Below are 26,370 nucleotides of genomic sequence, written 5' to 3'. Positions count from 1 at the left end.
GCCCCCGTCTCCCGCCGGCCGGGACGGTCACCGCCGCAATTCCGCCACCTTGTCCAGCCATCCCAGCTTGTGCGGGTTGCGGATGGCGTAGATCCGGGTGATCCGGCCGTCCTCGACCACGACACTCACCACGGTGGAAGCGCCACCGATGTCGATCCGGGTGCCGAGCATCTCGTACGCGACGGTGAAGAGCAGGCTGCGGTGGGTGACGAACGGGTCGTCGGTCATGTCGTCGAACGGACTGCGAGCGGCTTCAGATCACACGCCGCCGCGAGCCCCTGTGATTCGATGCCGAATGCGACGTTGGTGCGGGTCATGAAATTCGCCAGCGCGATGAACGCGGTGAGCTCCACGAGCGCGGGTGCGCCGAGCTGCTCGAGCAGGCGCGCCGACATGTCATCGGTCACCGTCGGCGGCGTCTGGCTCATTGCTTCGGCGTACTCCAGAACTTCCCGCTCGAGCGGGGTGAACACGTCCGACTCGCGCCACCGCGGCACTTCCCGCGCCTTGGTCAGGTCGAGCCCGTCGTTGTGGGCCTGGAAGTATCCGTAGTCCAGGCAGAAGCTGCAGCCGATCAGGCTGGCCACCGCCATGTGGGCGAACGACTTCAGGTTCCTGTCACACCGATTCCACTTCTGTGCCTGACGACCGACGCTGAAGCTGAAGTTCAGCACCTTCTTGTTGTGCCACGCCACCTCGACCGGCTCGGCCACGTCGCCGAGCATCTTGCGGGACATTCGTTTGACCACCGCGCCGTAGACGCCGGTCAGCTCGGCCTTGGGGATTCTGGTATTTCCGGCCATGACTCCTCCTCCGACTTGTGTGCTGTCGGCATGAAGACACCGGCCACCCGTCGAATGTGACACCCGAGCCGAAAATACTTGCCGATCGGGGGAGGGGGAATTCTCCGGTCAGCCGAGAGGGGATGCAGCCGGATCAATGACCTTCCTGGTCGGTGAGCGATTCTCCGTCGAGGGCCTTGACTCGCTTGCGCTCGAGGAGCACGAGTGTGGCGCCGCCGATGAGGCACACCACACAGATGATGGCGCCGATCACGGCCCAGCCCTCGAAACCGTAACCTGCTCCGACCAGTGTCGCCCCGAGCGCAGCGATTCCGGCGGCGATCAGGAAATACCCCGGCCAGTTGCGACTGTCGGTGATCGCTTCCCCCGCGTGCCCGCGGATGGTCCGCGCGTCGTCCTGGGGACGCTCGTTCTCGGAGGGGCCCTTCCCGGCCCCGGTGTCCGGCTGATACGTCACTGCCGACCTCCTGTGCTCATGCGACTGCGTCTATACGGACGATCCGGTGACGCACCCGGCTCATTCGTCGGGGTCATCGGATCCCGCCGATTCCTCGGCCAACTCGGGCGCGTTCTCCCGGGTAGCCATGCCACCGTCCTTGCCCTGATCTGCAGGACCGGGCCGGCCACCCTTGGGAGTGTCCCGGTCGTCGTTCGTGTCCTTCTGCATCTGAAATACGCTCCTCGGGTGGAGATCTCAGTGGGCGTTCCGTCGCCGCCGCCGCACCACCAGCAGCACGAGGAGGAGGGAAGCGACGACGCCGACCGCCGCCGCGCGTTGCGGTTGCTGCTTCAGCGTCTCGATGTCGTGGCGCGCGTGCGCCTTGGCCCGCGAGCCGATATCGATCTTCTTGTGCAAAGCATCGACGGTGGCCGCCAGGTCCGCCCGCTGCTGCTCGACCGGGGGGCTCGGCGTGGTGACCTCGCCGTTCGGCTGCTGCGCCTCGGTCATCGGAAGCCCTCCTTGACGGTGTCGACATCCGCCCGGACGCTGCGGGTGGTCTGCTCCGGAACGGGAGGCAACGCGTTCTTGGCGCGACGACCGCCGATGGCTGCGGTGATCGAACCCGCGATGATCAGCACGGCGGCCACGATCAGGGCTGCGAGCCACGGTTCGAAGGCTGTGGAGAGCCCGAGCACTGCTGTGGCAACGAGCGTCGCCAAGCCGAACAGCAGCAGCAGAAGGCCCGCTCCCGACACTCCGACGCCGATACCGATACGCGTGCCTTTCTCCTTGACCTCCGTCAGGGCGTGACTCACTTCGGTGCGAACGAGTTGCGACACCTGCTCGGTGAGCCGCTCGACGAGCTGCACGGTCGACAGATCGTCGACGTTGTCCGAACGGCCCGCCGGGGTGGAACCGGGCGGCCCGGTCCGATGCGCATCACTGCGATGAATGTCCGTCATGTCACTGCTCCTTTCGTACTCGAACGCCTACCCGGCTGCCGACAGCACGAAACGCCGAGGCCAGCGCGCGTCAGCGGTCTCACGTGTCCGAGGAGTCCTCGCCGCGGGCGCCTCGCCCCGATCGTCGCTGCATGTCGTCGATCAGTTTCGATGCGGTGACCTTGGTCAGGTCGTCGGGAACGGTCTCACCCAACTCCTGGGCGAGAGTGTGCAGGTAGGACCGTTGTGGCCCGGTCATCGGTTCGTCTCCGGTGATCCAATCGTCCGGATCCTTCTCGGGGGTCGGCGACGGATCCGGTCCGGAGGATTGAGAGTCGGCCATGCCATTCCTGTCTGCTCGTTCGTTTCGGGATTCGTGACCCGAGGATGTGGCATCCGAACGATTGCCCGCCGGCCCACATTCCGAAACGGCCGTATCTGCCGGAGGGGTGAATTAGGTACGCGGTCGACGTGGGCTGAGGGAGCCCGGGCGCCGCGCTCACTTGCGGTGTCGTCCCTGCAGTATGCGGGCGAACAACCACAGTCCGAGAAACAGGGCCACGGCCACGGCGGCGGCGGCGACTCCGACGACGGGTGAGACGACGAAGCTGAAGATGAGCAACACCACACCGATGAGCGCCATCGCCAGCGTGGTGATCCCGCAGATCGCCAGCCGGTGCGCCACGGCAACCAGGTCGTACAGGGCGTGCAGGCGGAACAGCATCCGATGAATACCTACCGGGGCGACCAGCAGCATGGTCGACGTCACCGAGAGGGCGACGGTGACGAGGTAGATGAGAACCTCGGCGTCCGTGAGCTGCTCGAACCTCTCCTGGAAGGGCAGCGTGAGAAGAAACCCGGTGAGCAGTTGGACCCCGGTCTGTACGACGCGTAGCTCCTGGAGCAGACCGTTCCAGTTCCGGTCCAGTCGTTGCGTCTCGGTCTCATGGCGGGCGCGGAAATTCCAGTCCGCGTCATCGTGCTCCAATCGGCCACTGTCCATCCGTCATCACTACTCTCTCGGCGTACCGAATTCGTTCATTCCGTGTGAATTCCGTACACCGCGTAAGCGGAGTGAATCACGGGTTGCGCAACATTGCGCACGCGAACGCCGCCAGGGGTGGTGCCGCGTTCGCGTCCCGCGTGAGCATGGCCGTGCACGGCGAGGTCGACACCGAACTCGTCGATCGGTTCGCCGAGGAGATACGACCCGAGGAAGGGATAGATCTCGGGGGGCTCACCGTGCAAGGTGTCGGAGATCGGCGAGTAGTGGGTGAGGGCAACCCGGATGTCGGTCTCGAGGGTCGACAGGGCACGGCGCAGCTCCGCCGCGACCTCCACGGTATGACCGGCGAAGTCCTTCATTTGCCGCTCCCCGAAGGCGCTCGCGCATTTGCCCGCGAACCCGCCACCGAACCCCTTGATTCCCGCTACGCCGAGGGTCTGACCATCCACCGCAACGGTGGCAGTGGTTCCTTCGAGAACGGTGATGTCCCGGCTTTCGAGGAGTGCGGTGATCTCATCGGCGGCATCGCAGTGGTGATCGTGGTTTCCGAGGACCGCGATCACCGGAACGCCGAGATCCCGGAATTCGTCGGCGACCACCGAAGCTTCTTCGACGGTGCCGTGGCGGGTCAGGTCACCCGCGAGCAACAGCACATCGGCGTGTTCGTGGAGTTTGTCGAGTGCGGGACGAAGCAGACCGCGCGCGTCCTCGGCGAGGTGCACGTCACCGACAGCTGCAATGCGCATCAGTCGAGTTCCTCTCGGCCTGCCGGTTCACGATTGTCCACGACCTGGACATCGTTGCGCACCGACATGGTGGGAAGATGCTCGCGCACAACGACTTCCAGATCGTCCCTGCGGTGGGCGCAGCTCACTTCTCCGCTCAGGTAGACCTGGTTCGCGCGCACCGAAATTCGCACGCCGAGTTCGGACGTGCGTGGGTCCTCCGCGAGCGCGCGCCGTAGATGCGCGACAAGGTACTGGGGCGGCTGCTCTTCCGGATTCATGCGCTCTCCTCGGTTGCCGGCGGCGAGTGATGGCCACTGCCCGTGCCGTCGGAGATGTGAAGGTCGCCGAGTAGGGCTAGAAATGCCCGCGCGTAGGGTGATTCGCCGGCGCTGAGCTCTACCTCCTGCCAATCGACCTGCTCGCGCAGATCTCGGGCGATACGCAGCAGCGGGACGAAGTCGCATCGGTGCGCGTCCAGCACGAGGAGTTTGTCGACCATGAGGTCGGTAGCACTGATCACCAGCGCCGCGGTGGGGCCGACCCGCATCCACGTCGCGCGTTCGAAGAGCTCGTCGGTGACGGGCTGGTAGTTGGGCCGGAAAACCAGATCGACCAGCACTTCACCGTCGTAGACCTTGACGAGCCAGTCCTCGGGCGGAACCACCCGGGTCATCCCGGCGGCTTCGAGCGCGCGCAGTGCGGACTCCGCGTCCTCTTCTTTCAGGAAGATGTCGACATCGTGATCGGACGGCGGTCCACCGCGCGCGTAGACGGCGCAGCCGCCGGCGACCGCGAACCGGATACCCGTGTCGTTCAGCGTGCTCACCACCCTGGTGAGCGTCTGGAGAAGTTCCGTCTCGTCCATGTCGAATCCGGTCGCTTTCTGCCCGGGCAGCCTCCGATGCGGGAGATCGGCGTGCGTGCTGTTCACACCTCCTGTCCGCTACGGGTGCCCCGACTTGCGCCGCGCGAAACGTGGCGGTGTGGGCGTCCCGCAACGGGTACGACGGGACTTTCGACATCCGGCGGGAACGGGTGGAGGCGGTTGCCTCGCGGCTGCTCGACCGCGGTGTCCTCCGGATCCGCTGCGAGGAGTACGCCGAGACCAACGGGTCCCACTCGGTGACCAAAAGGGCCTGCCCATCCTCTCGGATGGGCAGGCCCTCTACTTCGGTTGCGGTCAGCGGCGGGCGGCGGTGCGTCCGGTGACCAGCTTGACGAGGAACAGGAGAATCACGGCCCCGAGGAGGCAGGTGAAGAAGCTGAACCAGAGACCGCCCCCTTCGACGTCCACATTGAGCAGTTTGAGGAGGAAACCACCGAGCAGTCCGCCGATGATGCCGACGACGATGTTGAGGAGGATGCCCATCTGAGCATCGGTCTTCATGATCTTGCTGCCGATCCAGCCGGCGAGTCCGCCGATGATGATCCAGCCGATAATTCCCAGTCCTAGCACGGAAGTGTCCTTTCGGAAGCGAGCGATCCCGGTACGGCCGGGATCACTCGGTCAGGTGACGCTCGAATAGGTGACGCTCGAATAGGTGATGCGTGTTCGGGTCGGACAGAAATGCCGACGATCAACGAGCCTGCGCCGCGGCCTGCTTCTCCGAGTGTGCGCCTTCGTTGGCGAGTGACCCACCCGAATTTTCGAGATGAGCGCGAACGAACCACTGGAACTTCTCGAGTTCGGCGGTCTGCCCGATCAACAGGTCCTCGGTGATGGGGTCGATATCGCCGAATTCTTCGATGGCCTTGCGATTGTCCTCGATAACGCCGGTGTAGACGAGATCGAGCGCGGCTAGGTGCGCCTGGGCGGTGTCGCGGCCGACCGAGTAGTCGTCCCACGTACGGTCCCGCCCGATGGCCGCGGGTGTGCCGTCCGGTGACTTGCCCAGGGCGGCAATACGCTCGGCGGCCGCATCCGCGTATCCGCGGACCAATTCGACCTGCGGGTCGATCATCTCGTGGACGCCGATGAAGTTCGGCCCCACCACGTTCCAATGGATGTGCTTGAGCGTCAGGTGCAGATCGTTGTAGGCGCTGAGCCGTTTCTGCAGGGTGTCGGCGACTTGCGAACCCTGCTCCGCGGACAGGCCTGGCACGGTGAATTTCGACATTCTCGATCCTCTCGTTCGCTACTGCCGTGTACCGGCAACGGTGTCGGTTGCGCGGGGGCCGTCGTTCAGGACGACGAGTCGGCGGTCTCGGTGGCGGTGTGCTCGAACATCCACTCGAGCCGGTTCTTCAACTCTTCCGTCGACAACGTCCAACTGCCGGCCCGGGTCGATCCCGCGGGTGTGGTCACCGCGTACCCCCCGGCCGCAGCCGCGAACCAAGTATGTGAACCCGCCCACCGCAACTACTGTGCTCCATCACGCCCGTCGTCCTTCCCGATTTCTGGAACTTCTTGTCGAAAGAACCGGGGTTCTTCCGTGTTCCCTTCAGATTCGAACGATACGACCGTACAACAAAATCTATATCTGTCAAAACAGATCTTGTGTGGGCGCGCATGCGAATGTCTTCTTATTGCGACGACAGGTGGTGGCCGGCCGAAAGATTTCGATTCGGCATCCTCCGCGCGCAAATGGCGCCCGTCCCGCGTTTCGAGACCCTATCTTCGGGGGAATCGACAGCGACACGGTCGTGTCCGGTGTTCGGAGGAGGCGCAATGCTCAACGTAACTCTGCTGGTGGGGCTGCTCGGATCGAGTCTGTGGGTGGCGGCCGCGCTCCACGGCATGGCCGACCGGAGGTCGGTGCGATGAGCACCGGAGATACGCTGGCACGCTCGACGGATCGGGGCCTGCGCACCGGGACCGTGCGATGGTTCAACGCGGATCAGGGGTTCGGATTCATCGCCCCCGACGACGGATCCGAGGATGTGTTCGTGCACATCTCCGAAATCGCCGGAGACGGCCACCGCTGCCTCACCGAGGGGCAAACCGTGAGGTTCGAGGTGTGCCGGACGGCGACGGGCGACCAGGCGCGCAACGTGCGGATCCGCTGAGGGGCCGGTTCGCGACAACGGGGTGCGGTGCGGGTTCGGGTTCACACCACCCGGGCGGGGTAACCGGCGAGGTGACGACACAGCCGAACTCGACCCTTCGGAGGTAACAGTGAGCGAACGTGCCCCGCACACCATCGACTACCCCGGCCACACCGCCGAGATGGCCGACCAGCCGCAGGACGAGATGCGCGCCTACCGCGGCAGAGATCTGCTTGCGGGCAAGAAGGCCCTGATCACCGGGGGCGACTCGGGCATCGGCCGGGCAGTCGCCGTCGCCTTCGCAAAAGAGGGCGCCGACGTGGCCATCGCCTATCTCGAGGAGAGCGACGACGCCGGCCACACCGCAGAACTGGTCGCGGCCGAGGGCCGGAAGTGCCGCGTCTTCCCCGGTGACCTGGCCGACCCTCACCATTGCCGTGACATCGTCGAACGCACGGTGTCCGAGTTGGGCGGACTCGACGTCGTCGTGAACAACGTGGCATACCAGGAGCCCGTCGATGACTTCCTCGACCTGTCCGACGACCAATGGCGCCGCACGTTTTCCGTCAATATCGACAGCTTTTTCCACGTGACCAAGGCCGCTGTCCCACACCTGGCCCCCGGCTCGGCCATCATCAACACCGGTTCGGTGAACGGGCTGCGTGGCAACAAGTCGCTGATCGACTACTCCGCCACCAAGGGTGCGGTGAACGCACTGACGTACTCGTTGGCGCAGGCACTGCTCGAGCGGGGAATCCGCGTCAACTGTGTCGCCCCGGGCCCGGTCTGGACACCGCTGATTCCTGCCACCATGGACGAGGAGAAGGTGGCGGACTTCGGCAAACAGGCCCCCTACGGGCGAGCCGCGCAACCGGACGAGATCGCCCCCTCGTACGTGTTCTTCGCTGCGGGTCTGCTGTCGTCGTACTACAGCGGGGAGGTTCTCGCACCGCTCGGCGGCGAGACCATGCCCGGTTGAACCACCCTGGCCGGCGAGTCACCGGTGTGCCCTCGCGGCACAGGCGTTGTACCCGTCGCCGGAGCGGCGCACACTGAGATCGATGCCGGCTTGCGCGGCCGCAGGCAATGGAGGAGACGATCGTGGAGTTGCATACCGTGGCGATCGACAAGCCCGACGACATGAATGTGATCGTCGGGCAGGCCCATTTCATCAAGACGGTCGAAGATCTGCACGAAGCACTGGCTGGAGTAAGTCCGCACCTGCGGTTCGGGGTGGCGTTCTGCGAGGCGTCGGGTCCCCGCCTCGTGCGCTGTTCGGGCAACGACGACCGTCTCGTCGAGTTGGCCACGCGCAACGCGATCGCGGTCGGTGCGGGCCACTCCTTCTTCGTGTTCGTGGAGGAGGGTTATCCGGTCAATGTGCTGAACACGCTGAAGCAGGTGCCCGAGGTGTGCGGCATCTTCTGCGCTACGGCCAATCGGGTCGAGATCATCGTGGCCGAGACGGAACTCGGAAGGGGCATCGCCGGAGTGATCGACGGGTTCACACCTGCCGGCGTCGAGACGAGTGCCGATGTCGCCGACCGTCAGGCTCTGCTCAGGACCATCGGGTACAAGCTCTGAGCGTCGACTAGCCTTGGACTGGCTGTTCATCACACAGGTGGCGGGATCGTCGTGAGCGGCTCGTTACCGGCCGGACAATCGGCGGGTTCAGATAGTTAACGCGTCGTTTCTACTGTCGCTCGAAATGCCGAAGCATCCGGTTCGGCACCGTCCCACAAGGAGAGCCACGTTGTCCTACGTCAAGCCATCCGACTTGGTCACGGCGATGATCGATGCCGGTGCGTCCAAGGTGTTGATGTCCACACGCGACACCGTGATTCGCGCCTATATGGGAGGCGCGATACTCGCCCTCGGTGCGGTCTTCGCCGTCACGGTCGGCGTGCAGACCGGCCAACCGCTCATCGGTGCGCTGCTCTTCCCTGCCGGTTTCTGCATGCTGTACCTCCTCGGCTACGACCTCCTCACCGGTGTCTTCGTGCTCGCCCCGATGGCCTGGCTCGACAAGCGGCCCGGGATAACCGGTGTCGGGGTGCTCCGGAACTGGGGACTGGTGTTCCTCGGCAACTTCCTCGGCGCGTTCACCGTCGCCGTGATGATGGCGATCGTCTTCACCTATGGATTCGCAACCGAGCCCAACCAGATCGGTGAGGCCATCGGCCATCTCGGCGAATCGCGCACACTGGGTTACGCCGAGTACGGTGCCTCGGGCATGCTGACCCTGTTCATACGCGGCGTCCTGTGCAACTGGATGGTGTCGACGGGGGTTGCCGGGGCAATGATCGCCACCGACATCCCCGGCAAGGTCATCGCAATGTGGATGCCCATCATGCTGTTCTTCGCAATGGCATTCGAACATTCCGTCGTCAATATGTTCCTGTTTCCCTCGGGTCTGCTGCTCGGCGGCGACTTCACCCTCCTCGACTACCTGATCTGGAACGAAATCCCCACCGTGCTCGGCAACCTGGTCGGCGGATTGATCTTCACCGGCCTTGCCCTGTACCTGGCGCATCGGCGCACCGCACCCACACCCGTTGTCGCCCGCGACGCAGAGCTCGAGACACTCTGATCGCTGTGGGGCGCGGGTCTACGGCAATTTCTCGATGGTCACCCAACTGGGGTCTATGCCCGCTCGGAAACCCTTCCACGATGGGCGGTGGAGCCGCCGGTTCAGGGTGAACTCGCGGTACTCGACGGTGCCGACGAGGATCGGTTCGACCCAGCGGGCATGGCGGGCAAGCTCATCGGGGACCTGGTTGAACGGACTGGTGGGGCGTTCGAATGGTCGGAGCAGCGCAAGCGTCCGCCGCCGGTCGGCTTCACTGAAGCCGGAGCCGACCTCCCCGACGAACACCAAGCCGACCCCATCTCGGTGGGCACCGACGATCAGCGACCGCAGCCCACCGCGGCCGGTCGCCTCCCACCCGCCGACGATCACCTCTGCGCTGTCGAGGAGCGGGGTCTTCACCCAGTCCGGTGAGCGCCGTCCAGGGAGATACGGGGAGGTCACCCTTTTCCCGACGAGCCCGTCGAAACCGTGCTCGTCGGCCACCTCGAGCATTGCCTCGCCCTCAACGTCGACCCAGTACGGGGCCACATGCACGACCTCGCTTTCGAGACCGGCGTCGGCCAGGAGCTGGCGGCGCTCGAGGTAGGGCCAGCGCAGGATCGGCGCTCCCCGGTGCGCCATCAAATCGAAGACGCAATATGCCGGCCCAGTCGCGGCAGCGACGATCTCGCCGTCGATTACTACGCCACGGCCTGCGTCTATGTCGGAGAGTCCGACGGCGATCTGCGAGTACTCGGCGGTGATGTCGGCACAGTTGCGGCTGAACAGATTCACGGAGTCTGCGGTGACCGTGGCGACGGCGCGGATGCCGTCGTACTTCATCTCCACCGCCCAGTCGTCCCCGCCCGGGGGAGGGCCGAGCGTCGCCAACATCGGTTTTACCGGGCGCAGAGGCAGTGCGGGCCGATGGATTGCCACCCTCCCGATTCTGCCCCCGTACTCAGCCGACCGCAGTGCCCCCGGCGCGCGAAAGCGGGGCGAAGAGATGGATGGGCACACCGCCGCATACCGAGCGGTGTGCCTTCTCGACCATCCGACAAGTCACGCCATCTCGGGGACGTGCAGGTGGGCGATGGCGAGCTCGAACTCGCACGTGTCGAGCACCTCGGCGTTCGCCTCACGGGCTGTTTCGTCGCGGATGCTGTCGACGCGTTCCCTGTTGCGTTCCATCGCTTCGGCGCTGTCGAATGTCAGCGACGACACCCCGCGACCTGCGGCGTGATCGAGCATCAGGCTGGCGCTGCAGAAGCCGTCGAGTTCCTCCATCTTGGGTAGTGCGGCCATTTTCCACATGTCGACGCCGCGGTCCATGTGGGCCGGCTCGGTCTTGATCCACGTGACGCGGCAACAGGCCCCGCGCTCCGAATGGTGGTCGCGATGCATGACCGCGATGTCCCACCGCGACACCTCGGTGGTGCCGTGGAAAATTTCGGCGGCGGTGTCACGCAGATTCTGCACCGGTCCCTCGCTGGCGCGTAGAGATTCCTCGTCCCGCCACGAGCTGGTCGCGATGCAACGGCCCGAATCACGATCGACGAGAAGGGACATACCGAGACAGCCCTCGATGTCCGCCAGTGCGGGCATCACGGTGTCCCGAAAGTGTTTGATCCCGGCGTCGATGTATGACGGGTGCGAATGAATTGTGGTTGAGCGTGCGAACACGATCGGCACCTTTCTCCTCAGGGCGGCGCCGACACGGCGTCGCCGGTCATTCCCCGTGTTTCACACTGCTCTTCCAATCGGCTGGAGGCAATGGGCGGCTCCGCGGCCCGTGCGTCATTACTGGTTGTCCCAGCTACCAGGAAGGCGCACGGGCGCGGAGCGCCTCTGCCTCATTGGCCGGGGTCGGGGCGCGCCTGCAGCACCGGCGCGGCGGCCGCGAGCAGCGCGTTGCGGTCGCGGTTCAACGGGGGATAGATCCGTTGGGTGTTGATGGTGACCTTGGTGGCTTTGGCCTGCGCACCGTACGCCACCACCTGGCGATCCCATCCCTCGGTGTACACCGCGCCCGCCGGTCCCAGGTCGAGAACCGTCGCGTACCAAGGTATTCGGAGCGGCATCATCGGCTCTCCGAGTAGATCACCGATCACGTTGTAGCCCGCGTAGCGGCCCATCGGACGCCCGTGCTGGCACGACATCACCGACAGGTGGTCGTCGTCCACCCACGCCGCGGCGACGTCACCGGCAGCGAATACTCCGGGTGAGCCGAGAACTCGCAGATAGTCGTCGACCGGCAGGCGACCCAGCCGGTCGCGGTCTCCGGCAAGCTGGGCGGTCAGCGGATTTGCCCGCATGCCAGCGCACCAGACGACGGTACCCGCGGCCAGCACCTCTCCGGACGAGAGCGTCACGCCGCGCTCGTCGACGGCGGCGACGCCGACCCCGGTCATCGTTTCGACCCCGTTCTCGGACAGCGCCGCTTCGATCACCGGTCGCGCCGACGCCCCCATGTCGGAACCGACGTAGGGGTTGTGGTCGATAAGCACCACCCGCGGGTCGAGGTTGCGTCCGGCACACATTGTCGTGAGCATCCCGGGCAGTTCCGACGCCGTTTCGATGCCCGTGAGACCGGCGCCGACCACCACCACGGTCGCCGCACTCACGTCCGCTCCGCCGTCGGACAGCGCCGCCAGATGGCGCTGCAGCTTCAGTGCGCCGTCGTAGGTGTCCACGTCGAAGCCGAATTCCCGCAAACCGGGAATATCGGGCTTCGCCACCCGACTGCCCAGTGCGATGACCAAGCGGTCATATTCCTGCGTGGCGCCCTGCCCTCCACTATCCGCGACGGTGACAGTGCGAGCCGCGGTGTCGATCGCCGTCACCTCGGCGGTGATGTGCCCGACGTCAACCGGGTCGAGCAGGTCGCTCAGCGGAATGCGGCACGCGCTCAGGTCTGCCTCGTAGTTGCGGACCCGGATGTCGTGAAATGGCAGCTTGCTGATCAACGTGACATCGACGGTGCCGGTCACGTCGAGTTCCTCGAGTCGCCGCGCCGCCCCCAGCGCGGCCCATAAACCGGCGAATCCCGAACCGAGGACGAGGACGCGGCCTGAATCAGTCACCCCGATATCGTGTCAGGTCCTGGCCGGGGCGACCGTTGAATCGCATCACGCGTGATCATGGGTCCTGTCGGCCGTCGGCCACGCCGTAGGCCCCGTGCAGCATGAGGGGCGATCAGTGGGCCCGTTCCTCGGCGGCGTCGGCGATGTCGTCGAGATCGCGCCGGATCGCCTTCGTGGTGGCCTTCAGGGCGAAGGAGCCGAAAATTCTCATCATGAATCGCGAGAACGCGCCGAGGTCGTTCGCTTCTGCGGAGAAGTGAAAGGTCAGGGTGGTGCTGTCACCGGCAGGGGACAGGGTGAACACGGTCGTATAGTTTGCCCCGTGGGAGGCAGCCTTCACCACGGTGCGCTTCTCCGGGTCGATCTCCGCTACCCACATCTCTTCGGTCGACGACTTGCCGAACAACACCCGGGTTTCCCGCCACCGGGTGCCGACTTCGTACTTCGTCGAGTCGAGCCGTTCGAGCTTCTCCACCCCGCTCAGCACCGACTCCGCGTTGTCCAGGTCGGTGAGGACCGCCCAGACCGCGCTTACGGGCGCATCGATCGTTCGACTCAACTGGATTTCCGAAACTGACATGAGTGTTCCGTTTCTTCGAGCAATCGCCGAATGTTTCCCGGGCAACGGTAGGCGATCATTCGCCCTTCGGCGGCGACCGGCTACATGCTGGGCCCGAGGTGCCAGGCGAGGGTGCGGTAGCCGAGTTCGTGGAGGTGGTGATGTTCGGGCCACAGGGTGCGGGTCCAGGCCGGGTCGGTGTGGGCTGCGGTGATCGCGGCGGTAGTGGAAGCGTGCAGGTCGAACTCGAGGTCGTGGCAGAGTTCGGCGACTGCAACCGGGTCACGGGTGTCGGCGATCCGCCCGATCGTGTGGGCAACTTGTTCGTCCGCGTCGCGCAGAATCCGCCGGTGCGAACGCGGAAGCACGATCCACAGCACGACAAGCGCGACCGCCACGCCGAGAAGGGTTTCGAGGAGCCGATCCCGGGTGACGACACCGAGGTCCATCTGCGTCCCCAGACTCCCGACGATCAGGGCGAGCGGGGTGATGAACACCATCGCCACGCCGTAGTTGCGGACCAGGAAAGCTTCCGTCCCCGCCATCAGGAGAGCCACGACGAGTACCAGCGCGGCGGCCGTCAGGTCGAGTGTCGCGAGCACCGCCAACAGACCGAGACCGAGCACGGTGCCGAAGAAGCGGTGAAGGCCGCGGTACGTTCCCAGCACGCGATCCGGTCCCTGGTGAAGGATCATCGCCGCGGTGATCACCGCCCAATCGGGCCGTCCGACATCGAGACTCAGCGCCAGGAGACCGGCGGCGGGGCACGCCACCAGCAGCCGAGCGACGATGGTCCAGGACCGGCCCCGCGGATGAGCCGCCCGCCCGAGCCGGTAACGAATCGACGGCCTGGGCAGCGGCACCTGCGGTCGCAGATCGTCGGTGTCCGAGGCGTGGTCCACGTTGCGACCGTCCACCATGGCCGCACACCGCAAGTGAGCGGCATGCAGGGTGCGGGTCAGCGGGTGATCGCGACCGACGAGTGCGGCGTCGTGCAGACACTGCCACGCGGCGTGCAGCGCCCGCACCGCGTCCCGGCGTGAAGTCGGTGAGGAACTGTCGGAGTGCGCGGCAGCAACTGCGGCGACCGCTCCCGCGACCGCGGCCCGCTCGGGGGTGCGTCGACGCACCACGACACCGGACATCGAGACGAGCAACGCCGATGCCGCTCCCGAAGCCGTCCAGGCCAGCACCTCCGTCGTCGACACACCGAGAGCGGGCAGCGACGACGCGATCTCCACGGTCAGCAGGGGAAGGAAGGCGCCGGGGGCTCCGAGTCGCAGGCCGTCGACGACGAACGCGCAGACGGCGACGACGAGGGTCATCGTGAGGACCAGCACCGTTGCCCACAGCGCGGAATTCCCCAGTGCGGAGTTCCCCACGGCCGCCGCCGCGTGGACCGATGCGCCGACTGCGGCGCCCACACCCGCCAGGAACACCAGTGCAGCGGCGGCGATCGACACCACCCGCCACCGCACTCGGTACGCCCGGCCCTCGCCGTAGACGACGGCGAACGCGCCCAGCGTGGCCGTCGCTGCGACCGCAGAGTGTCCGAGCGCAATCCCGGCGAGGGCGGGCAACGCCGCCGCCACCCCTGCGCGCACCACACCCGGCCACCGCCGGCCCTGGCCGGCAACCCCGAGGAGTAACGACCGTGCCGGGGCCGGCGCAGGAATCTGCACATCGTGTTCCCGCGACGCGGTTCCCTGGTTCTGCGCTCCTACCGACACGACGACACAGAATACGAGCGACCGAGTGCGTCGAGGTAGTCGATGAGTTGTTTCTCACCCGCGGTAGGTCCGATGCCCATGGCCAACCACCGGGTGGGAGGACGGATGGTCGACACGCCGACCGGACGATGCGACCCTCCGACTACAACCGGGGGTCCACGGGCTCGGACTCGAGCGCCAGCACCGCGAACACCGGCTCGTGCACCCGCCATAGCGGGTCGCCTTCCGCCAGCCGGGTCAGCGCCTCGAGCCCGAGCGCGTGCTCACGCAGGGCCATCGATCGTTTGCGGCCCAGAGACCGGTCGCGGAGCACGTCGAGATTGTCGGTGTAGTCGGGACCGTAGATGATCCGCAGGTACTCCTGCCCCCGCACCTTGATGCCCGGCTGAATCCTTCTGCGTGCCAGTTCCGCGGGTGCCTGGCCGACCGGCTTGACCACCATGCCTTCTCCGCCGGCATCGGTCAGTCGTGACCACCAGGCGGTTGCGGCGTCCCGGGACGCATCCGAGGTGAGATCGACGAACACGTGTCGGGTGGCGGCGACGAGAGGATCGTCCAGCATCGCCAACTTGGCGAGGTGCCAGGAGTGTGGTTCGGTGACCGCAGCCGCCCGGCCCTCGTAGGCGAGGATCTGGAACGGGGCCAGCCGCACGCCGTCCAGTCCGGTCACCGGCCAGCAGTATCGGGCATATGCCTTCCGGAACCGATCGGAGTTGACCGCACGGGTTCGGGTGCGGGCCAGCAGCTCGCCGACGTCCAGACCGCGGGCGGCGGCGCGCTCGAGCGCGGCGATCGCGTCCGGCAGCGATGCACCAGCAGCGGCCCCGACCGATGCGTACTGGCTGCGGATCAGCTCTCCCGCCTTCGCCGACCAGGGCAGCAGTTCGCAATCGAGTACCAGCCACGATGACTCCAGGTCGTCCATCAGCGGCCCGCATGCGGCGCGTAGCCGGTCGACCAGTTCACTCATCGTGGTCGCATCGTCGAAGAACGGGCGCCCCGTGCGGGTGTAGACGATGCCCGAGCTGCCGTCGGTGACGCCGAACCGCTTCGCCGCGGTCGCGGCATCGCGGGCCAGCACGGCGATCGCCCGGGAACCCATGTGCTTCTCCTCGCACACGAGCTCGGTGACGCCGTCGGATGCGAACTCGGCGAGGGCCTGCGCCGGATGCTCCAGGTAGCCGTCGAGGTTCGAGGTGGCCGGTGGGGCCATGGTCGGCGGCAGGTACACCAGCCAGCGCGGGTCGACGGCGAATCTGCTCATGATCTCGAGGGCAGCGGCGGTGTTCTCCTCGCGCACCTTGATGCGCCCCTTGGTGTACCGGACGTCGATGTGCCGCGTTCCGCGCACGTCGTCGATGGACAGCTGGCCCGGATCGCGCTGTGCCGGGGGACCCGACCTGGTCGAGCCGGTGGTGAGGGGGCGCACCGGTTCGAACCACACCCGCTCCGCCGGTACGGAAACCATTTCTCTGCTCGGGTAGCGCAGGGCGGTCAGCTTGCCGCCGAAGACGACGCCGGTGTCGAGGCAGAGGGTGTTGTTGCTCCACTCGGCCTCCGGCACCGGGGTGTGGCCGTAGACGACGACGGCGCGGCCGCGATAGTCCTGGGCCCACGGGTAGCGCACCGGCAGTCCGTACTCGTCGGTCTCGCCGGTGGTGTCCCCGTACAAGGCGAACGAGCGCACCCGGGCAGACGCGCGGCCGTGGTATGCCTCCTTCAACCCGGCGTGCGCAACCACCAGATTGCCACCGTCGAGTTCGTAGTGACTGATCAGACCGTCGATGAAGGCGTGGGCGTTCCTGCGGAAGTCGTCGGGTTCCGCGGCGAGCTGATCGAGCGACTGCTGCAGCCCGTGCGAGGTGGCGACCTTCCGGCCGTGCAGCGCCCGGGCAAGCTTCTGTTCGTGGTTGCCCGACACGCACAGGGCGGTTCCGGCCGTCACCATGCCCATCACCAGACGCAGCACTCCCGGGGTGTCGGGTCCGCGGTCGACCAGGTCGCCGACGAACACCGCGGTTCGGCCCTCGGGGTGCGACGCGCCGCCGCCGTCGGGATCGAGCATCCAGCCGAGCTTGCGCAGCAGGGTCTGAAGTTCGCTCCGGCAGCCGTGTACATCACCGATGATGTCGAACGGTCCGGTCAGCTCACGCTTGTCGGTCCATGCCTTCTCCAATGCCACTGTCGCCGCAGCGATGTCGTCCACTCCGGTCAGCACGTGCACACGCCGGAAACCTTCGCGGCCCATCTTCGGCAACGATCGCCGAAGATCCTTGTGCTGCCTTCGGATCACGTGCGCCCCGAAGTCGCGGTCCGATCGGGCCTGGTTGCGGGTGATTGCGACGTCGTCGGGGACGTCGAGCACGATCGCGTCCACCAGGACGTCGTGAGACTTCGCCAGATCGATCAGCGCCTTGCGCGCTTCACGCTGCACGTTCGTGGCGTCGACGACGGTGAGCAGGCCCCGACGCAGCCGGGTTGCGGCAATGTAGAGCAGCACGTCGAAGGCATCGGACGTTGCCGCCTGGTCGTTCTGGTCGTCGGCGACCAGGCCGCGGCAGAAGTCGGACGACAGCACCTGGGTGGGCGCGAAATGGTGGGCAGCGAACGTAGATTTTCCGCTGCCCGAGACTCCCACGAGCACGACCAGCGACAGTGCCGGCACCGAGATATCAGACATCGGCGCCGCCCACCCGGGTGAAGACCGCCATCTGAGTGGGGGAACCGACGTCGGGGTCGTCGTCACCCACCGGGCGGAAGTCGACGGTGTAACCGAATTCTTCGCCGACATGGGCTGCCCACGAACCGAATTCGGCGCGGGACCACTCGAAGCGATGGTCGGGGTGGCGCATACCCCGAAGGTCGGTGTAACGCACGTTGTACTCGGAGTTCGGCGTCGTCACGATCACGTGCCCGGGCCGTGCCGTGCCGAACACCACCTGTTCGAGTGCGGGCAGCCGTGGCGGGTCGATGTGCTCGACAACCTCCATCAGCACTGCCGCGTCGTAGCCGGCGAACCTTCTGTCGGTGTAGGTGAGCGCCGCCTGGAACAGCTGCAGACGTGTGCGGCGCCGCTCCGGCATCCGATCCAACCGCAAGCGGCGTCCCGCTATCGTCAACGCTCTCGTCGACACGTCCACACCGGCGATCTCGGTATAGCCGGGATCGTCCAGCAGCGCGGAATCCAGTTGACCGGACCCGCATCCGAGGTCGATGACCGTGCGAGCGTCCAGCTCGTCGAGCACTCGAAGGACCGCCTCACGCCGAAGCAGGTTCAGCGGCGGCGGGACCGAGGTGTCCGGCGCGGTCACCGTGTCGTTGTCGGGCTCTTCGTCGACCGGCGGTTCCAGACGCGCCTCCACATCGTCCCCGAGTTCGGCGAGTCGCTCGAAGGCGGCGCGAGTGAGTGCGGACTGGTGCCGCAGATAGCGGCGGGTGATCAGCGTCCTTTCGGGGTGCTCGGTGAGCCAGGATCCGCCCGCCCGGATAAGTTTGTCGACCTCGTCGGAGGCGACCCAATAGTGTTTGGCGTCATCGAGCACGGGAAGCAGCACGTAGAGGTGATTGAGTGCGTCGGCGAGCCGGATGTCACCCCGCATGGTGAGCCGCACGTAATGGGAGTTGCCCCATTCGGGGAAGGCGTCGTCCAGCGGCACGGCGCGGGCCACGACCGTCCAACCCAGCGGGGCGAAAAGTCGCTCGGCCAGCTCCGGTCCACCGCGACAGGGCAATGCGGGCAACGAAATCTCGAGCGGTATCCGGGCGGCAGCGAGCTCGGGTTTCATTGTGCACCGGCCGGCGCGGGCGGTGCGGAATACCTCCGCCAACGCCACCGACAACAGCGAGGAGACAGCGTAGGGCCGATCGTTGACGTACTGGCCGAGCGCATAGTCGGGTGCAGACCTGCCTGACATGCGGGCGAGCCGTACCGAGTCGACATCCAGCAACAGCGCTGCCGTGCAGCGATCCACGTTCGCCTCTGGATAGAACACGCGGGCGACACCGCAGGATTGGGGGAACTCCTGGACCCGATCAGGGTGCTTGTGCAGCAGGTAGCCGAGATCGGTGGCCGGTCGTGCTGTCGTGGAGATCGTCAGAATCACCAGGCACAGTCTGCCGCAGACGAGGTGTTCGCCGCAGCAACATATTCGGCAGGCTTTGATCGCGTACTTCGCGGCGGACTAACACGGTGGCCCGTGATTGACGGCCAGAAACCCTCAGGCCGAGGAAGATTTGTGCCTAGAATCAGGAAGCAGCGAGTCCCGCTCGACCCTGCGCACGAAGGGATCGACCTCATGAGTTCGTCGACTCGCAGCCGGCTGCGTCGAAGCGCGGTTGCCGCGCTCAGCATCGTTCTTGTTTGCGGCGCCGTTTCCTGTGGCTCGGAAGATCGCGGCGGACAGCAGACAACAGAGCACGGTGCGGATGCACTGCACGCGGACGATCCCGACGCCGACAGAATCGTCGACGTAGTTCGCAACAAGCTGGCGGAACTCGATCTCAGCGGTGCCGTCTTCGGTGTGTGGCGCGGTGACGAGGAAATTGTCAGCGGAGCAGTGGGGGAGTCGCCGCTCGGCGTTCCCGCAACGCGTGACATGCAATTGCGAGTCGGCCAGCCGATGGAACCAATGCTGTCGACCGTTCTGTTACAGCTGGGCGAAGCCGGAACGCTGAGCCTGGACGAGCCGATCGCCAAGTGGGTACCCGACTTTCCGCGCGCCGACAAGATCACCCCGCGGATGCTCGCCAACAGCACGACGGGCATTTCGGACTACGTCACCAACCCCGAATTCCTGAAGACCTTCTACGCAAATCCGATCAAAGGCTTCACGTCTCAGGAGATCTTCGCCCTCGCCAATTCCCGCCCACCGCTGTTCGAACCGGGGACCAGTTTTGCCTACGCGCACAGCGATCTGTGCCTGCTGGGAGTGGTACTCGAGCAGGCGACGGGAAAGCCGCTCGGTGATCTGCTGAAGGAACGCATCTTTCAGCCACTCGGGATGAATCAGAGCAGCGTGATGTCGACACCCGAGATCAGTGAACCGATTCTGCACGGCTATACCAACGAACGTGGCGTCTTCGAGGACTCCACGTTCTGGAATCCCACGGCGTTCCTCAACAGCGGCAACATGAACTCGACGGTGGCCGAAGTCGCGCGGTGGGTACGGGCGCTCGGCAACGGCGAGCTCCTCTCCGACACGGCGTTCACGGAGATGATGGCGGACAAGACCGCCGGGCTGGGCCCGCTGACTGCGGACAGGTACTTCGCATTCGGAACCGTTCACCTGGGCAGTTGGCTGCTCATGAACCCGGCTTTCGGGGGCTACAACGGCATCGCCCTCTACGACACGGAGTCGAAGACCACGATCGTCGTCTACGCCACGCTCGGACCGACGGCCAACGCAAACGCCAACAACACCGTGCCGATCGGCAACGACATCGGCGCACTCCTCCTCCCGGACAACCCGCCCAAGGTGCCCTGACCGACCCGGCACCTCCAGCTGGTCACTGCCTTGGTGATGTTGAAGCTCAGGACCCTGTGCGGAAGGGTGACCCCATGGCGGATGACTCCAGCGAGATCGAACTCAGCCGCTCGGAACTTCGCGAGGTCGCCGGCTTTGCAGTGGCGTGCGCGCGACCTGCATTGGCGGTTTTCGAACGTGAACGCCCGCACGATCAGCGCCCACGAGCCGCGATCGACGGTGCAGGGGCGTTCGCGGAGGGAGCCGAGCGGACCACAACTCTCCGCCACAGAGCGTGGGCAGCACATCGGGCTGCTCAGGAGGCCCGCGATGCAGGACAGCCCGCAGCGAGCGACGCTGCCCGCGCGGCCGGCCACGCGGCCGGTGCGGCGTTCCTCCATCCACTCGCCAAAGCCACGCAGATAAAGCACATCCTCGGCTCCGCCGCTCATGCCGCACGAGCGTTCGAACTCTCCGCCGGCGACGATCCCGTCGTCGGAGCCGAATACCTCGCGGGGGCGCAGAGACTTGCGGATCACGTGGTGGTAGAGGTCCTGCGCCGCTACCCGGTGGCCCCGGGTGGGGGAGGACGGGTCGGGGAACTGATCCGTCAGTTGGACGCGTCGCTCCGGTATTCCCCCACGATGGCGGACCTCACGGACACACCGGAGTAGACGGCGGACTCGGGCCGGGACCCCCACGCCAGCTCGCGTCCACTTCGCATCATCTGTAACAAACTCTGTTCCGTCTCCGAAAGTGGAAGGGGGCGGACGACGTCTTCATTCTCGCGGTAACAAAGGAAATGGAGTGCTCATGAGTAACAAGCTGGGACGCCGCGTAGGCGCGGCCGCACTCACTGCGCTCGGGGTGGGAACTGCAGTGGTGGCCGGGGGAGGCGCGGTCGCGAGTGCTCAGCCCGCGCCACCGACATCGACAACGATGACGTGTTCGAGCGCGAATCCTCTTATGTGGGCACCGCCATTCACGTGGACCGTCAACGCCGCCTCCGGGGAGTCGCTTCGACCGGGTGGAACCGCGCTGGAGCCGTCGATTCTGCTCAGCGGCGGCAACGAATTGCCCGCGCCGCCCGGTGGTCTGATCCCCAGCATCGGAGTCAACTGGTACGGCACGAGGGTGTCGGTCGACTGGCACAACACGACGACAGGTGCGACCGGTCACAGCGTCAGCGATGAGGCGGCCTGGCAGCAGAAGCCTGGAATACCGATCAACCGCACCTGGGCGGGAACCGGAACGGTGTCGTTCACCGTCACCGTCCAGACCGGCGCCGGATGGTGGTTCGTCAATCCTCAGAACGCCGTCTGTCGGGGAACCATCTCGGTCGTGCCCGGTAGGTGACCCGGACCCATCCCGTCTGCCCGCCCGATCACGGTCGGGACCGCTGTTCACGAATGTGTCTGGAGCACCATGTTTCTTCCCGAGTTCCGTCGGTCGATCACGATCAGTGGACTGGTGCTGGCCGGGATGTTCGCCACCAGCAGCCCTGCTGCGGCGGATCAGACGCAAGACCGATGGGTGTACATCCCGGACACGGTGACCGCCGCGGACGGAGTCGCCTGCGGCGGCCGAATCGGGGGAGTCACCGTCGCGACGGACAGGCTGCCCGGGCTGGTCTACGTTCGGCTCAACGCGACATTCGTCGGTATGTCGACGACGCCTGGTGTGCTGTGCTCGGTATCCGCAACGTTGCACTGGCGAAACGTGGATACCGGGGCAGCAGGAACGTGGTCCGCCGAGGTGAGTGGAGGCGTGATCGATTTCCCGGCTGAACCGTGGGCACACCTCGAGACCGGATCCGGTCGCGTCGAGGTCACGCTGACCACCGATCGTCCGCATATTCCCAGCGGCACCGACATCAACGTGTACTGAGCGGGTTCCGGAGACCCTTGCCCGCGGGGACGTCGGCACAGCGTGCGCGAGTGTCGTGGTCGGGGTTCTCACGGCGATAAATGCGATGCTCACGCGCGTTGGTTGTTGTTACCGTCGGAACATGCACATTCGCTACCACGTCACCTCGGTCCTGAACCGTGCATCCATTTCGCGACACGGCCTGGACTGGAGCCGAATGGGTGCTGCCCCCGGTATAGCGGGAAGCCGTCGTCCGGAGCAGAAGGGCTGCTTTCTCGCGGCCGACGACTTCGAACGCGACTGGTTCGTGCGGATGAACAACACGGGCGGAGCGGTGGACGTGTGGGAGGTCCGAAGCATCGACGCTGACGACCTGATCCAATCTCCGGAGGGCTACTACTACTTTCCCGGCATCATCGCAGCCTCCGATCTGCGGTTGGTGCAACGAGATCTGCCGCCGGTTCACCACCATTCCTGACTCTTCACTGGGGGCGAATGGGATTGCAGCCCAGACTGACATAGGTGACGATCCCCTCTTGGAGTCCGCAGGTCGTGAAGGCGCCCGTCGCACCTCCGGCATCCCACCACGGGGCGCCGGCCCCGCCGATGCACGATCCGGTCGACGGTATCCCGGTCGGTGTCCACAGGCCCTCGCGGCGATAGCGCTGGATCCACGGAATGTGCGAAACACCGCCGGGTCCGGGAATCGCCCGTGGCGTCAGCCCGAAGCACTCGACGGTTCGGTGTGGGCGGGTGCTGCGCCCCCCGCGACCACCGCGGCGGCGAGAGCGGACGATGCGGCCGCTCCGTCGAGATACCGTGCCAGTGCTGTCCGTTACGGTGTCCCGGTGCCCATGATCGACCCCCGTCAGAGCCTTGCGCGTCGACCCCGGCGAGTCCTCGTCGCAGGAACCTCCGGCGCCGGCAAGACGACACTTGCCGCGCGCATCGCGACGCTGCTCGGTATCGAACATGTCGAGATCGACGCGCTGTATCACGGATCGAACTGGATACCGCGCGATCAATTCCTCACCGATGTGGAGGAATTCAGCTCGCAGCCCCAGTGGGTCACGGAATGGCAGTACGGCAATGTACGCGACCTACTCGCCGATCGTGCGGATCTGCTCGTCTGGCTCGACTTGCCCCGCGCCACCGTGATGCGCCAGGTCACCGCCCGCACCATTCGGCGACGACTACGCCGCGAGGTGCTCTGGAACGGCAACATCGAGCCGCCCCTGCGCCGGTTCCTTCTCGACCGAGATCACATCGTGCGCTGGGCCTGGACCACGCACCACAAGAGCGAACTCAGAATCTCCGCACTTGCGCAGCGACGATCCGACCTCACCATCGTCCGGATCCGCAGCCGCGCCGATGTCGAACACTGGTTCGCAGGACCGCTTGTCGGGACTCTGGCGAGCGACTCGGACGGGAAGTGACCGCTGTAGCCGGCGCCTAGAAGCTTGTGCTGTTCGAAACTTGTTTCATTGGACGATGTTTCGTGCTAGGCGCGCCAGGCCTGCGTCGGGTGGCTGAACATCGACTGCCGGCCGACAGTCGATACACCTGCCGGGCGGTGTCGCCGAAGAACAGCGCTTGCTCTGTCGCCGGCACGTCGTCGAGGGCCGCCTGGACGGTGGATACCATTGTTCGGCTGTCCCACAGCAGGTGGTCGATCGGATAATGAGAGGCGAACATGCATCGCCGGGCACCGAAGATGCTGAGCGCCGTCCGTACCCATTTTCCGATCGCATCGAGGGATGTTCCGAATATGAGGGCGATTCCCTGCAACTTCAGGACGACGTTCGGAAACTGGCTCACCGCCGTGAGGCGTTCTTCCCACCGGGAAAAGCCTTCGGCGGTGAGCTCGATCGGCCAACCGGCCGCCTCTAATACGAAGGTGGTGCTGGGAAAGGCCGCTATGAGTTGGTGGGTCGCGGGTAGCTGCTCGTCGTAAACCAGAAGATCCCAGACCGTAGGTGAGCGATTTCGTCCTGGCGGGGTCCGGCAGGGTGCACCCCATCGACGATGATCGTGAGCATGGAAAACACGAGCGCGCAACGAGTCGATACCGTCCGGGCGTCCTACTCGGCCCGATCCCGGGAATACGTGGATCTCTTCGGCTCCATGGCCTCGACGCACCCGTCCGATCGGGCTCTGGTGAGTGCCTGGGCCACCACTCTCACCGGTCCCGTGCTCGACGCTGGATGTGGTCCCGGACAGTGGACGGACTTCCTGGCCGAGTGCGGACTGGATGTGAGGGGGATCGACCTGGTGCCCGAGTTCGTAGAACGAGCTCGCACGCAGTATTCACACCTCGTGTTCGACGTCGGCGGCTTCGAGGCGCTGGACGCCGCAACAGGATCACTGGGTGGTGTGTTGTCCTGGTACTCGCTCATCCACCACGATCCGCACGAGATCCGGACTCCGCTCGCGGAGTTCGCGCGCGTCCTTCAGCCGGGTGGGGGGTTGTTGGTGGGCTTCGTCGAAGGAGCGACCGTGGAGACCTTCGACCATGCCGTCACCACGGCCCACCGATGGCCGGTTGCCGAACTCAGCCAGGTGTTGCTCGAGGCCGGCTTCGAGGTGCTGGAGGCACATACACGCACGGGGAGTGGCCACAGGCCGCATGGGGCAATCACCGCGCGCAGGCAGAGCGCCCGGTGACGGACGTCCCCGGCCCGCCCGCGGTCACATCACATCCTCAGCCCATCGGCGGCGTGTCCCTCGCAATGGACAGGGACCTCCGTATTGTCGAGTGTGGCGGTCGACGCGGATCGCTGTCGGTGCATGATGAGGAGTCGACGATGTTGCTGCGCATTCCCGGGGTGTATCCGCCGCAGGAAGATACCTGGCTTCTCGCCGACGTTCTCGACCGTCACGGGCTCGCGCCGGGGAGAAGCGTTCTCGACTTGTGTACCGGCACGGGCGTACTGGCGTTGCGCGCGGCGCAGGCCGGTGCCCACTCCGTGACGGCGGTCGACGTCTCGCGCCGGGCTCTGGTCACCGCGTGGACCAACGCGCGGCTGCGCGGCCACCACATTCGGGTGCTGCGTAGCGACCTCGTTGCAGGGGTGCGCGGCGAACGGTTCGACCTCGTGGTGTCCAACCCGCCGTATGTGCCGGCGGCCGACGACGAGCTGCCCGACACCGGGATCGCCCGGGCCTGGGATGCGGGCAAGGACGGGCGAGCACTTCTCGACCGGATCTGCGTCGAGGCACCCGAAGTTCTCGGCGACCGCGGAACACTGCTGCTCGCACAATCCGCGTTGAGCGGGGTGGAAAAGACCCAGACGATGCTCGAGGAGCAGGGCCTGTCAGTCGACGTGGTGGCCCGCACCGAGATCCCGTTCGGCCCGGTCCTCGCCGCGCGGCGGGCCCTGTTCGAATCCAGGGGCCTCATCGCGCCCGGGCAGCGCACCGAAGAACTGGTGGTCATCCGGGCCGTGCGGTAGCCGCGCACGACGTCGGCGCCGGCCGTTCAGTCTCCCGGAGGGTACGGCTCGGTTTTCAAGGCACGCGCCAGGTGTGCCGCATTGCGCGCCAAGGTCGCGGTGGTCGACGCCACCGCCTCCGGCACCTCGTCGAGGTCGTTGTAGTCACCGGGTGTCATCGCCTCACCGTTCCAGTACGTACAGCCCTGTGCGGGAATGGTGAAACCACAGTCGTTGAGGGCCTGGAACAGGTCGGCGACAATTGCGTGGGCCCCGTCCTCGTTGCCGACGACGGCCGCGATCGCGACTTTGTCGAACAGGATGGGACGCTGCTGCTCATCGGTCTCGGACAGTTCCGCGTCCAGCCGCTCGAGCGCCCGTTTGGCCACGCTCGACATCTGGCCGAGCCACGTCGGTGTCGACACGAGAAGGATGTCGGATTCGAGGATGCGTGTGCGGACATCCGGCCACTGATCGCCGTTTCCCATGTCGGTGCCGACTCCGGGGCGGATGTCGAGATCGACCAGTCGCACGGTGTCCCCGGTCACCCCGTGCTTGCCCAGCTCGGCGAGGACCTGCTCGGCCATCAGTTCACTACTCGAGGGTGCCGGAGACGGTTTCAGCGAACAGGTGAGGGCGAGTGCGGTAAGAGGAGTCATGAGAGCGAAGTACCCGGGCCCCCGGCGGGGTACGCACCTCCCCTGGTCGCCGGAATTCCTACCGGTCGGTTCCGCTGCCCGCGTGCTCGCTGCGGCTGTCGGTCGG

At 65.9% G+C, this 26,370-nt stretch carries 34 protein-coding genes and 1 pseudogene; 12 read left to right on the top strand and 23 right to left on the bottom strand.

Annotation, left to right across the window (positions count from 1 at the left end; all coding sequences use genetic code 11):
* Window positions 1-27 precede the first annotated feature (27 nt).
* From JQT59_RS22865 to JQT59_RS37750, 14 genes are all read right to left on the bottom strand, one after another.
* On the bottom strand, window positions 28-228 hold the full coding sequence (locus JQT59_RS22865; protein WP_249353756.1) for a hypothetical protein: 201 nt from the start codon (window positions 226-228) through the stop codon (window positions 28-30).
* Window positions 225-803: a carboxymuconolactone decarboxylase family protein gene (locus JQT59_RS22860; protein ID WP_213572109.1), complete on the bottom strand. Its 579-nt coding sequence runs from the start codon at window positions 801-803 to the stop codon at window positions 225-227. Before JQT59_RS22860 ends, JQT59_RS22865 begins: the two co-directional genes overlap by 4 nt.
* Before the next feature lie 133 nt (window positions 804-936).
* Window positions 937-1,260, bottom strand: coding sequence for a hypothetical protein (locus JQT59_RS22855; RefSeq protein WP_213572108.1), 324 nt, complete (start codon window positions 1,258-1,260; stop codon window positions 937-939).
* 60 nt (window positions 1,261-1,320) lie between these two features.
* The gene (locus JQT59_RS22850) at window positions 1,321-1,470 is read right to left on the bottom strand and encodes a hypothetical protein (RefSeq protein WP_201453577.1); all 150 of its coding nucleotides are present in this window, start codon (window positions 1,468-1,470) and stop codon (window positions 1,321-1,323) included.
* Window positions 1,471-1,497: 27 nt separating this feature from the next.
* Complete coding sequence (locus tag JQT59_RS22845) at window positions 1,498-1,752, bottom strand: hypothetical protein (RefSeq protein WP_213572107.1); 255 nt, start codon at window positions 1,750-1,752, stop codon at window positions 1,498-1,500.
* Window positions 1,749-2,207 (bottom strand): phage holin family protein, encoded by a 459-nt coding sequence (locus JQT59_RS22840; protein WP_213572106.1) that lies wholly within the window; start codon window positions 2,205-2,207, stop codon window positions 1,749-1,751. Before JQT59_RS22840 ends, JQT59_RS22845 begins: the two co-directional genes overlap by 4 nt.
* Window positions 2,208-2,286: 79 nt before the next feature.
* Complete coding sequence (locus tag JQT59_RS22835) at window positions 2,287-2,529, bottom strand: DUF3072 domain-containing protein (protein WP_213572105.1); 243 nt, start codon at window positions 2,527-2,529, stop codon at window positions 2,287-2,289.
* Window positions 2,530-2,685: 156 nt separating this feature from the next.
* Window positions 2,686-3,189 carry a DUF6328 family protein gene (locus tag JQT59_RS22830; protein ID WP_213572104.1) on the bottom strand — a complete coding sequence of 168 codons (504 nt, stop codon included), beginning with the start codon at window positions 3,187-3,189 and terminating at the stop codon, window positions 2,686-2,688.
* A 35-nt stretch (window positions 3,190-3,224) separates the two neighbouring features.
* The gene (locus tag JQT59_RS22825) at window positions 3,225-3,941 is read right to left on the bottom strand and encodes a metallophosphoesterase family protein (protein WP_201453618.1); all 717 of its coding nucleotides are present in this window, start codon (window positions 3,939-3,941) and stop codon (window positions 3,225-3,227) included.
* Window positions 3,938-4,198 (bottom strand): BON domain-containing protein, encoded by a 261-nt coding sequence (locus tag JQT59_RS22820; protein WP_201453578.1) that lies wholly within the window; start codon window positions 4,196-4,198, stop codon window positions 3,938-3,940. Before JQT59_RS22820 ends, JQT59_RS22825 begins: the two co-directional genes overlap by 4 nt.
* Window positions 4,195-4,851 (bottom strand): nucleotidyltransferase, encoded by a 657-nt coding sequence (locus JQT59_RS22815; RefSeq protein ID WP_249353753.1) that lies wholly within the window; start codon window positions 4,849-4,851, stop codon window positions 4,195-4,197. Before JQT59_RS22815 ends, JQT59_RS22820 begins: the two co-directional genes overlap by 4 nt.
* A gap of 249 nt (window positions 4,852-5,100) precedes the next feature.
* Complete coding sequence (locus tag JQT59_RS22810; protein ID WP_109329916.1) at window positions 5,101-5,376, bottom strand: GlsB/YeaQ/YmgE family stress response membrane protein; 276 nt, start codon at window positions 5,374-5,376, stop codon at window positions 5,101-5,103.
* Window positions 5,377-5,497: 121 nt separating this feature from the next.
* Complete coding sequence (locus JQT59_RS22805) at window positions 5,498-6,037, bottom strand: Dps family protein (RefSeq protein ID WP_159922372.1); 540 nt, start codon at window positions 6,035-6,037, stop codon at window positions 5,498-5,500.
* Window positions 6,038-6,102: 65 nt separating this feature from the next.
* Entirely contained in the window at window positions 6,103-6,225 is a 123-nt protein-coding gene (locus JQT59_RS37750; RefSeq protein ID WP_257792479.1) for a hypothetical protein, read from the bottom strand.
* A 455-nt stretch (window positions 6,226-6,680) separates the two neighbouring features.
* Here JQT59_RS37750 and JQT59_RS22800 point away from each other — a divergent pair, with 455 nt between their 5' ends.
* The 4 genes from JQT59_RS22800 to JQT59_RS22785 all read left to right on the top strand — a co-directional run bounded on the left by JQT59_RS22800 (window position 6,681) and on the right by JQT59_RS22785 (window position 9,495).
* The gene (locus JQT59_RS22800) at window positions 6,681-6,926 is read left to right on the top strand and encodes a cold-shock protein (protein WP_397517632.1); all 246 of its coding nucleotides are present in this window, start codon (window positions 6,681-6,683) and stop codon (window positions 6,924-6,926) included.
* Between the two features lie 160 nt (window positions 6,927-7,086).
* Complete coding sequence (locus tag JQT59_RS22795) at window positions 7,087-7,884, top strand: SDR family oxidoreductase (protein ID WP_213577998.1); 798 nt, start codon at window positions 7,087-7,089, stop codon at window positions 7,882-7,884.
* A 122-nt stretch (window positions 7,885-8,006) separates the two neighbouring features.
* On the top strand, window positions 8,007-8,489 hold the full coding sequence (locus JQT59_RS22790) for an adenosine-specific kinase (RefSeq protein WP_213572103.1): 483 nt from the start codon (window positions 8,007-8,009) through the stop codon (window positions 8,487-8,489).
* A 169-nt stretch (window positions 8,490-8,658) separates the two neighbouring features.
* Window positions 8,659-9,495: a formate/nitrite transporter family protein gene (locus JQT59_RS22785; protein ID WP_213572102.1), complete on the top strand. Its 837-nt coding sequence runs from the start codon at window positions 8,659-8,661 to the stop codon at window positions 9,493-9,495.
* Window positions 9,496-9,513: 18 nt separating this feature from the next.
* Here the strand turns inward: JQT59_RS22785 and JQT59_RS22780 are convergent, their stop codons facing one another.
* The 7 genes from JQT59_RS22780 to JQT59_RS22750 form a co-directional block, all read right to left on the bottom strand.
* Window positions 9,514-10,413 carry an ATP-dependent DNA ligase gene (locus JQT59_RS22780; RefSeq protein WP_249353751.1) on the bottom strand — a complete coding sequence of 300 codons (900 nt, stop codon included), beginning with the start codon at window positions 10,411-10,413 and terminating at the stop codon, window positions 9,514-9,516.
* Window positions 10,414-10,536: 123 nt separating this feature from the next.
* Window positions 10,537-11,166, bottom strand: coding sequence for an antibiotic biosynthesis monooxygenase (locus tag JQT59_RS22775; RefSeq protein WP_159922382.1), 630 nt, complete (start codon window positions 11,164-11,166; stop codon window positions 10,537-10,539).
* Between the two features lie 161 nt (window positions 11,167-11,327).
* Window positions 11,328-12,557 (bottom strand): NAD(P)/FAD-dependent oxidoreductase, encoded by a 1,230-nt coding sequence (locus JQT59_RS22770; protein WP_213572101.1) that lies wholly within the window; start codon window positions 12,555-12,557, stop codon window positions 11,328-11,330.
* Between the two features lie 112 nt (window positions 12,558-12,669).
* A complete protein-coding gene (locus JQT59_RS22765; protein ID WP_213572100.1) occupies window positions 12,670-13,137 on the bottom strand; it encodes an SRPBCC family protein in 468 nt (155 codons plus the stop codon).
* A gap of 80 nt (window positions 13,138-13,217) precedes the next feature.
* Window positions 13,218-14,723 (bottom strand): FUSC family protein, encoded by a 1,506-nt coding sequence (locus tag JQT59_RS22760; protein ID WP_249354657.1) that lies wholly within the window; start codon window positions 14,721-14,723, stop codon window positions 13,218-13,220.
* Between the two features lie 265 nt (window positions 14,724-14,988).
* On the bottom strand, window positions 14,989-17,526 hold the full coding sequence (locus tag JQT59_RS22755; protein WP_213572099.1) for a polynucleotide kinase-phosphatase: 2,538 nt from the start codon (window positions 17,524-17,526) through the stop codon (window positions 14,989-14,991).
* The gene (locus tag JQT59_RS22750) at window positions 17,519-18,949 is read right to left on the bottom strand and encodes a 3' terminal RNA ribose 2'-O-methyltransferase Hen1 (RefSeq protein WP_213572098.1); all 1,431 of its coding nucleotides are present in this window, start codon (window positions 18,947-18,949) and stop codon (window positions 17,519-17,521) included. Before JQT59_RS22750 ends, JQT59_RS22755 begins: the two co-directional genes overlap by 8 nt.
* A 192-nt stretch (window positions 18,950-19,141) precedes the next feature.
* Between JQT59_RS22750 and JQT59_RS22745 the strand changes: the two genes are divergently transcribed.
* The 6 genes from JQT59_RS22745 to JQT59_RS22720 all read left to right on the top strand — a co-directional run bounded on the left by JQT59_RS22745 (window position 19,142) and on the right by JQT59_RS22720 (window position 23,610).
* A complete protein-coding gene (locus JQT59_RS22745) occupies window positions 19,142-20,329 on the top strand; it encodes a serine hydrolase domain-containing protein (protein ID WP_213572097.1) in 1,188 nt (395 codons plus the stop codon).
* 74 nt (window positions 20,330-20,403) lie between these two features.
* The gene (locus JQT59_RS22740; RefSeq protein WP_213572096.1) at window positions 20,404-20,982 is read left to right on the top strand and encodes a putative immunity protein; all 579 of its coding nucleotides are present in this window, start codon (window positions 20,404-20,406) and stop codon (window positions 20,980-20,982) included.
* Between the two features lie 139 nt (window positions 20,983-21,121).
* Window positions 21,122-21,664: a hypothetical protein gene (locus tag JQT59_RS22735; RefSeq protein WP_159922394.1), complete on the top strand. Its 543-nt coding sequence runs from the start codon at window positions 21,122-21,124 to the stop codon at window positions 21,662-21,664.
* A gap of 69 nt (window positions 21,665-21,733) precedes the next feature.
* Entirely contained in the window at window positions 21,734-22,195 is a 462-nt protein-coding gene (locus JQT59_RS22730; protein WP_213572095.1) for a hypothetical protein, read from the top strand.
* A 121-nt stretch (window positions 22,196-22,316) separates the two neighbouring features.
* A complete protein-coding gene (locus tag JQT59_RS22725; protein WP_249353749.1) occupies window positions 22,317-22,652 on the top strand; it encodes a hypothetical protein in 336 nt (111 codons plus the stop codon).
* Window positions 22,653-23,028: 376 nt separating this feature from the next.
* Window positions 23,029-23,610, top strand: a complete 582-nt coding sequence (locus JQT59_RS22720; protein WP_213577990.1) for a P-loop NTPase family protein — start codon at window positions 23,029-23,031, stop codon at window positions 23,608-23,610.
* Between the two features lie 106 nt (window positions 23,611-23,716).
* On the opposite strand, the pseudogene JQT59_RS22715 reads toward JQT59_RS22720, so the two are convergent.
* A pseudogene (locus JQT59_RS22715) lies at window positions 23,717-24,145 on the bottom strand (amidohydrolase family protein); the annotation flags it as partial.
* 66 nt (window positions 24,146-24,211) lie between these two features.
* Here JQT59_RS22715 and JQT59_RS22710 point away from each other — a divergent pair.
* Both JQT59_RS22710 and JQT59_RS22705 read left to right on the top strand, forming a co-directional pair.
* On the top strand, window positions 24,212-24,838 hold the full coding sequence (locus JQT59_RS22710) for a class I SAM-dependent methyltransferase (protein ID WP_213572094.1): 627 nt from the start codon (window positions 24,212-24,214) through the stop codon (window positions 24,836-24,838).
* A gap of 140 nt (window positions 24,839-24,978) precedes the next feature.
* Window positions 24,979-25,626, top strand: a complete 648-nt coding sequence (locus JQT59_RS22705; RefSeq protein ID WP_213572093.1) for a HemK2/MTQ2 family protein methyltransferase — start codon at window positions 24,979-24,981, stop codon at window positions 25,624-25,626.
* Between the two features lie 26 nt (window positions 25,627-25,652).
* On the opposite strand, the gene JQT59_RS22700 is transcribed toward JQT59_RS22705, so the two are convergent.
* Window positions 25,653-26,264 (bottom strand): flavodoxin family protein, encoded by a 612-nt coding sequence (locus JQT59_RS22700; RefSeq protein ID WP_213572092.1) that lies wholly within the window; start codon window positions 26,262-26,264, stop codon window positions 25,653-25,655.
* Window positions 26,265-26,370: the final 106 nt, after the last annotated feature.

It is taken from the genome of Rhodococcus sp. USK13, assembly GCF_018343855.1.
GTDB lineage: Bacteria > Actinomycetota > Actinomycetes > Mycobacteriales > Mycobacteriaceae > Rhodococcus_F > Rhodococcus_F oxybenzonivorans.
This window is presented reverse-complemented; position numbering and strand designations above follow the sequence as displayed.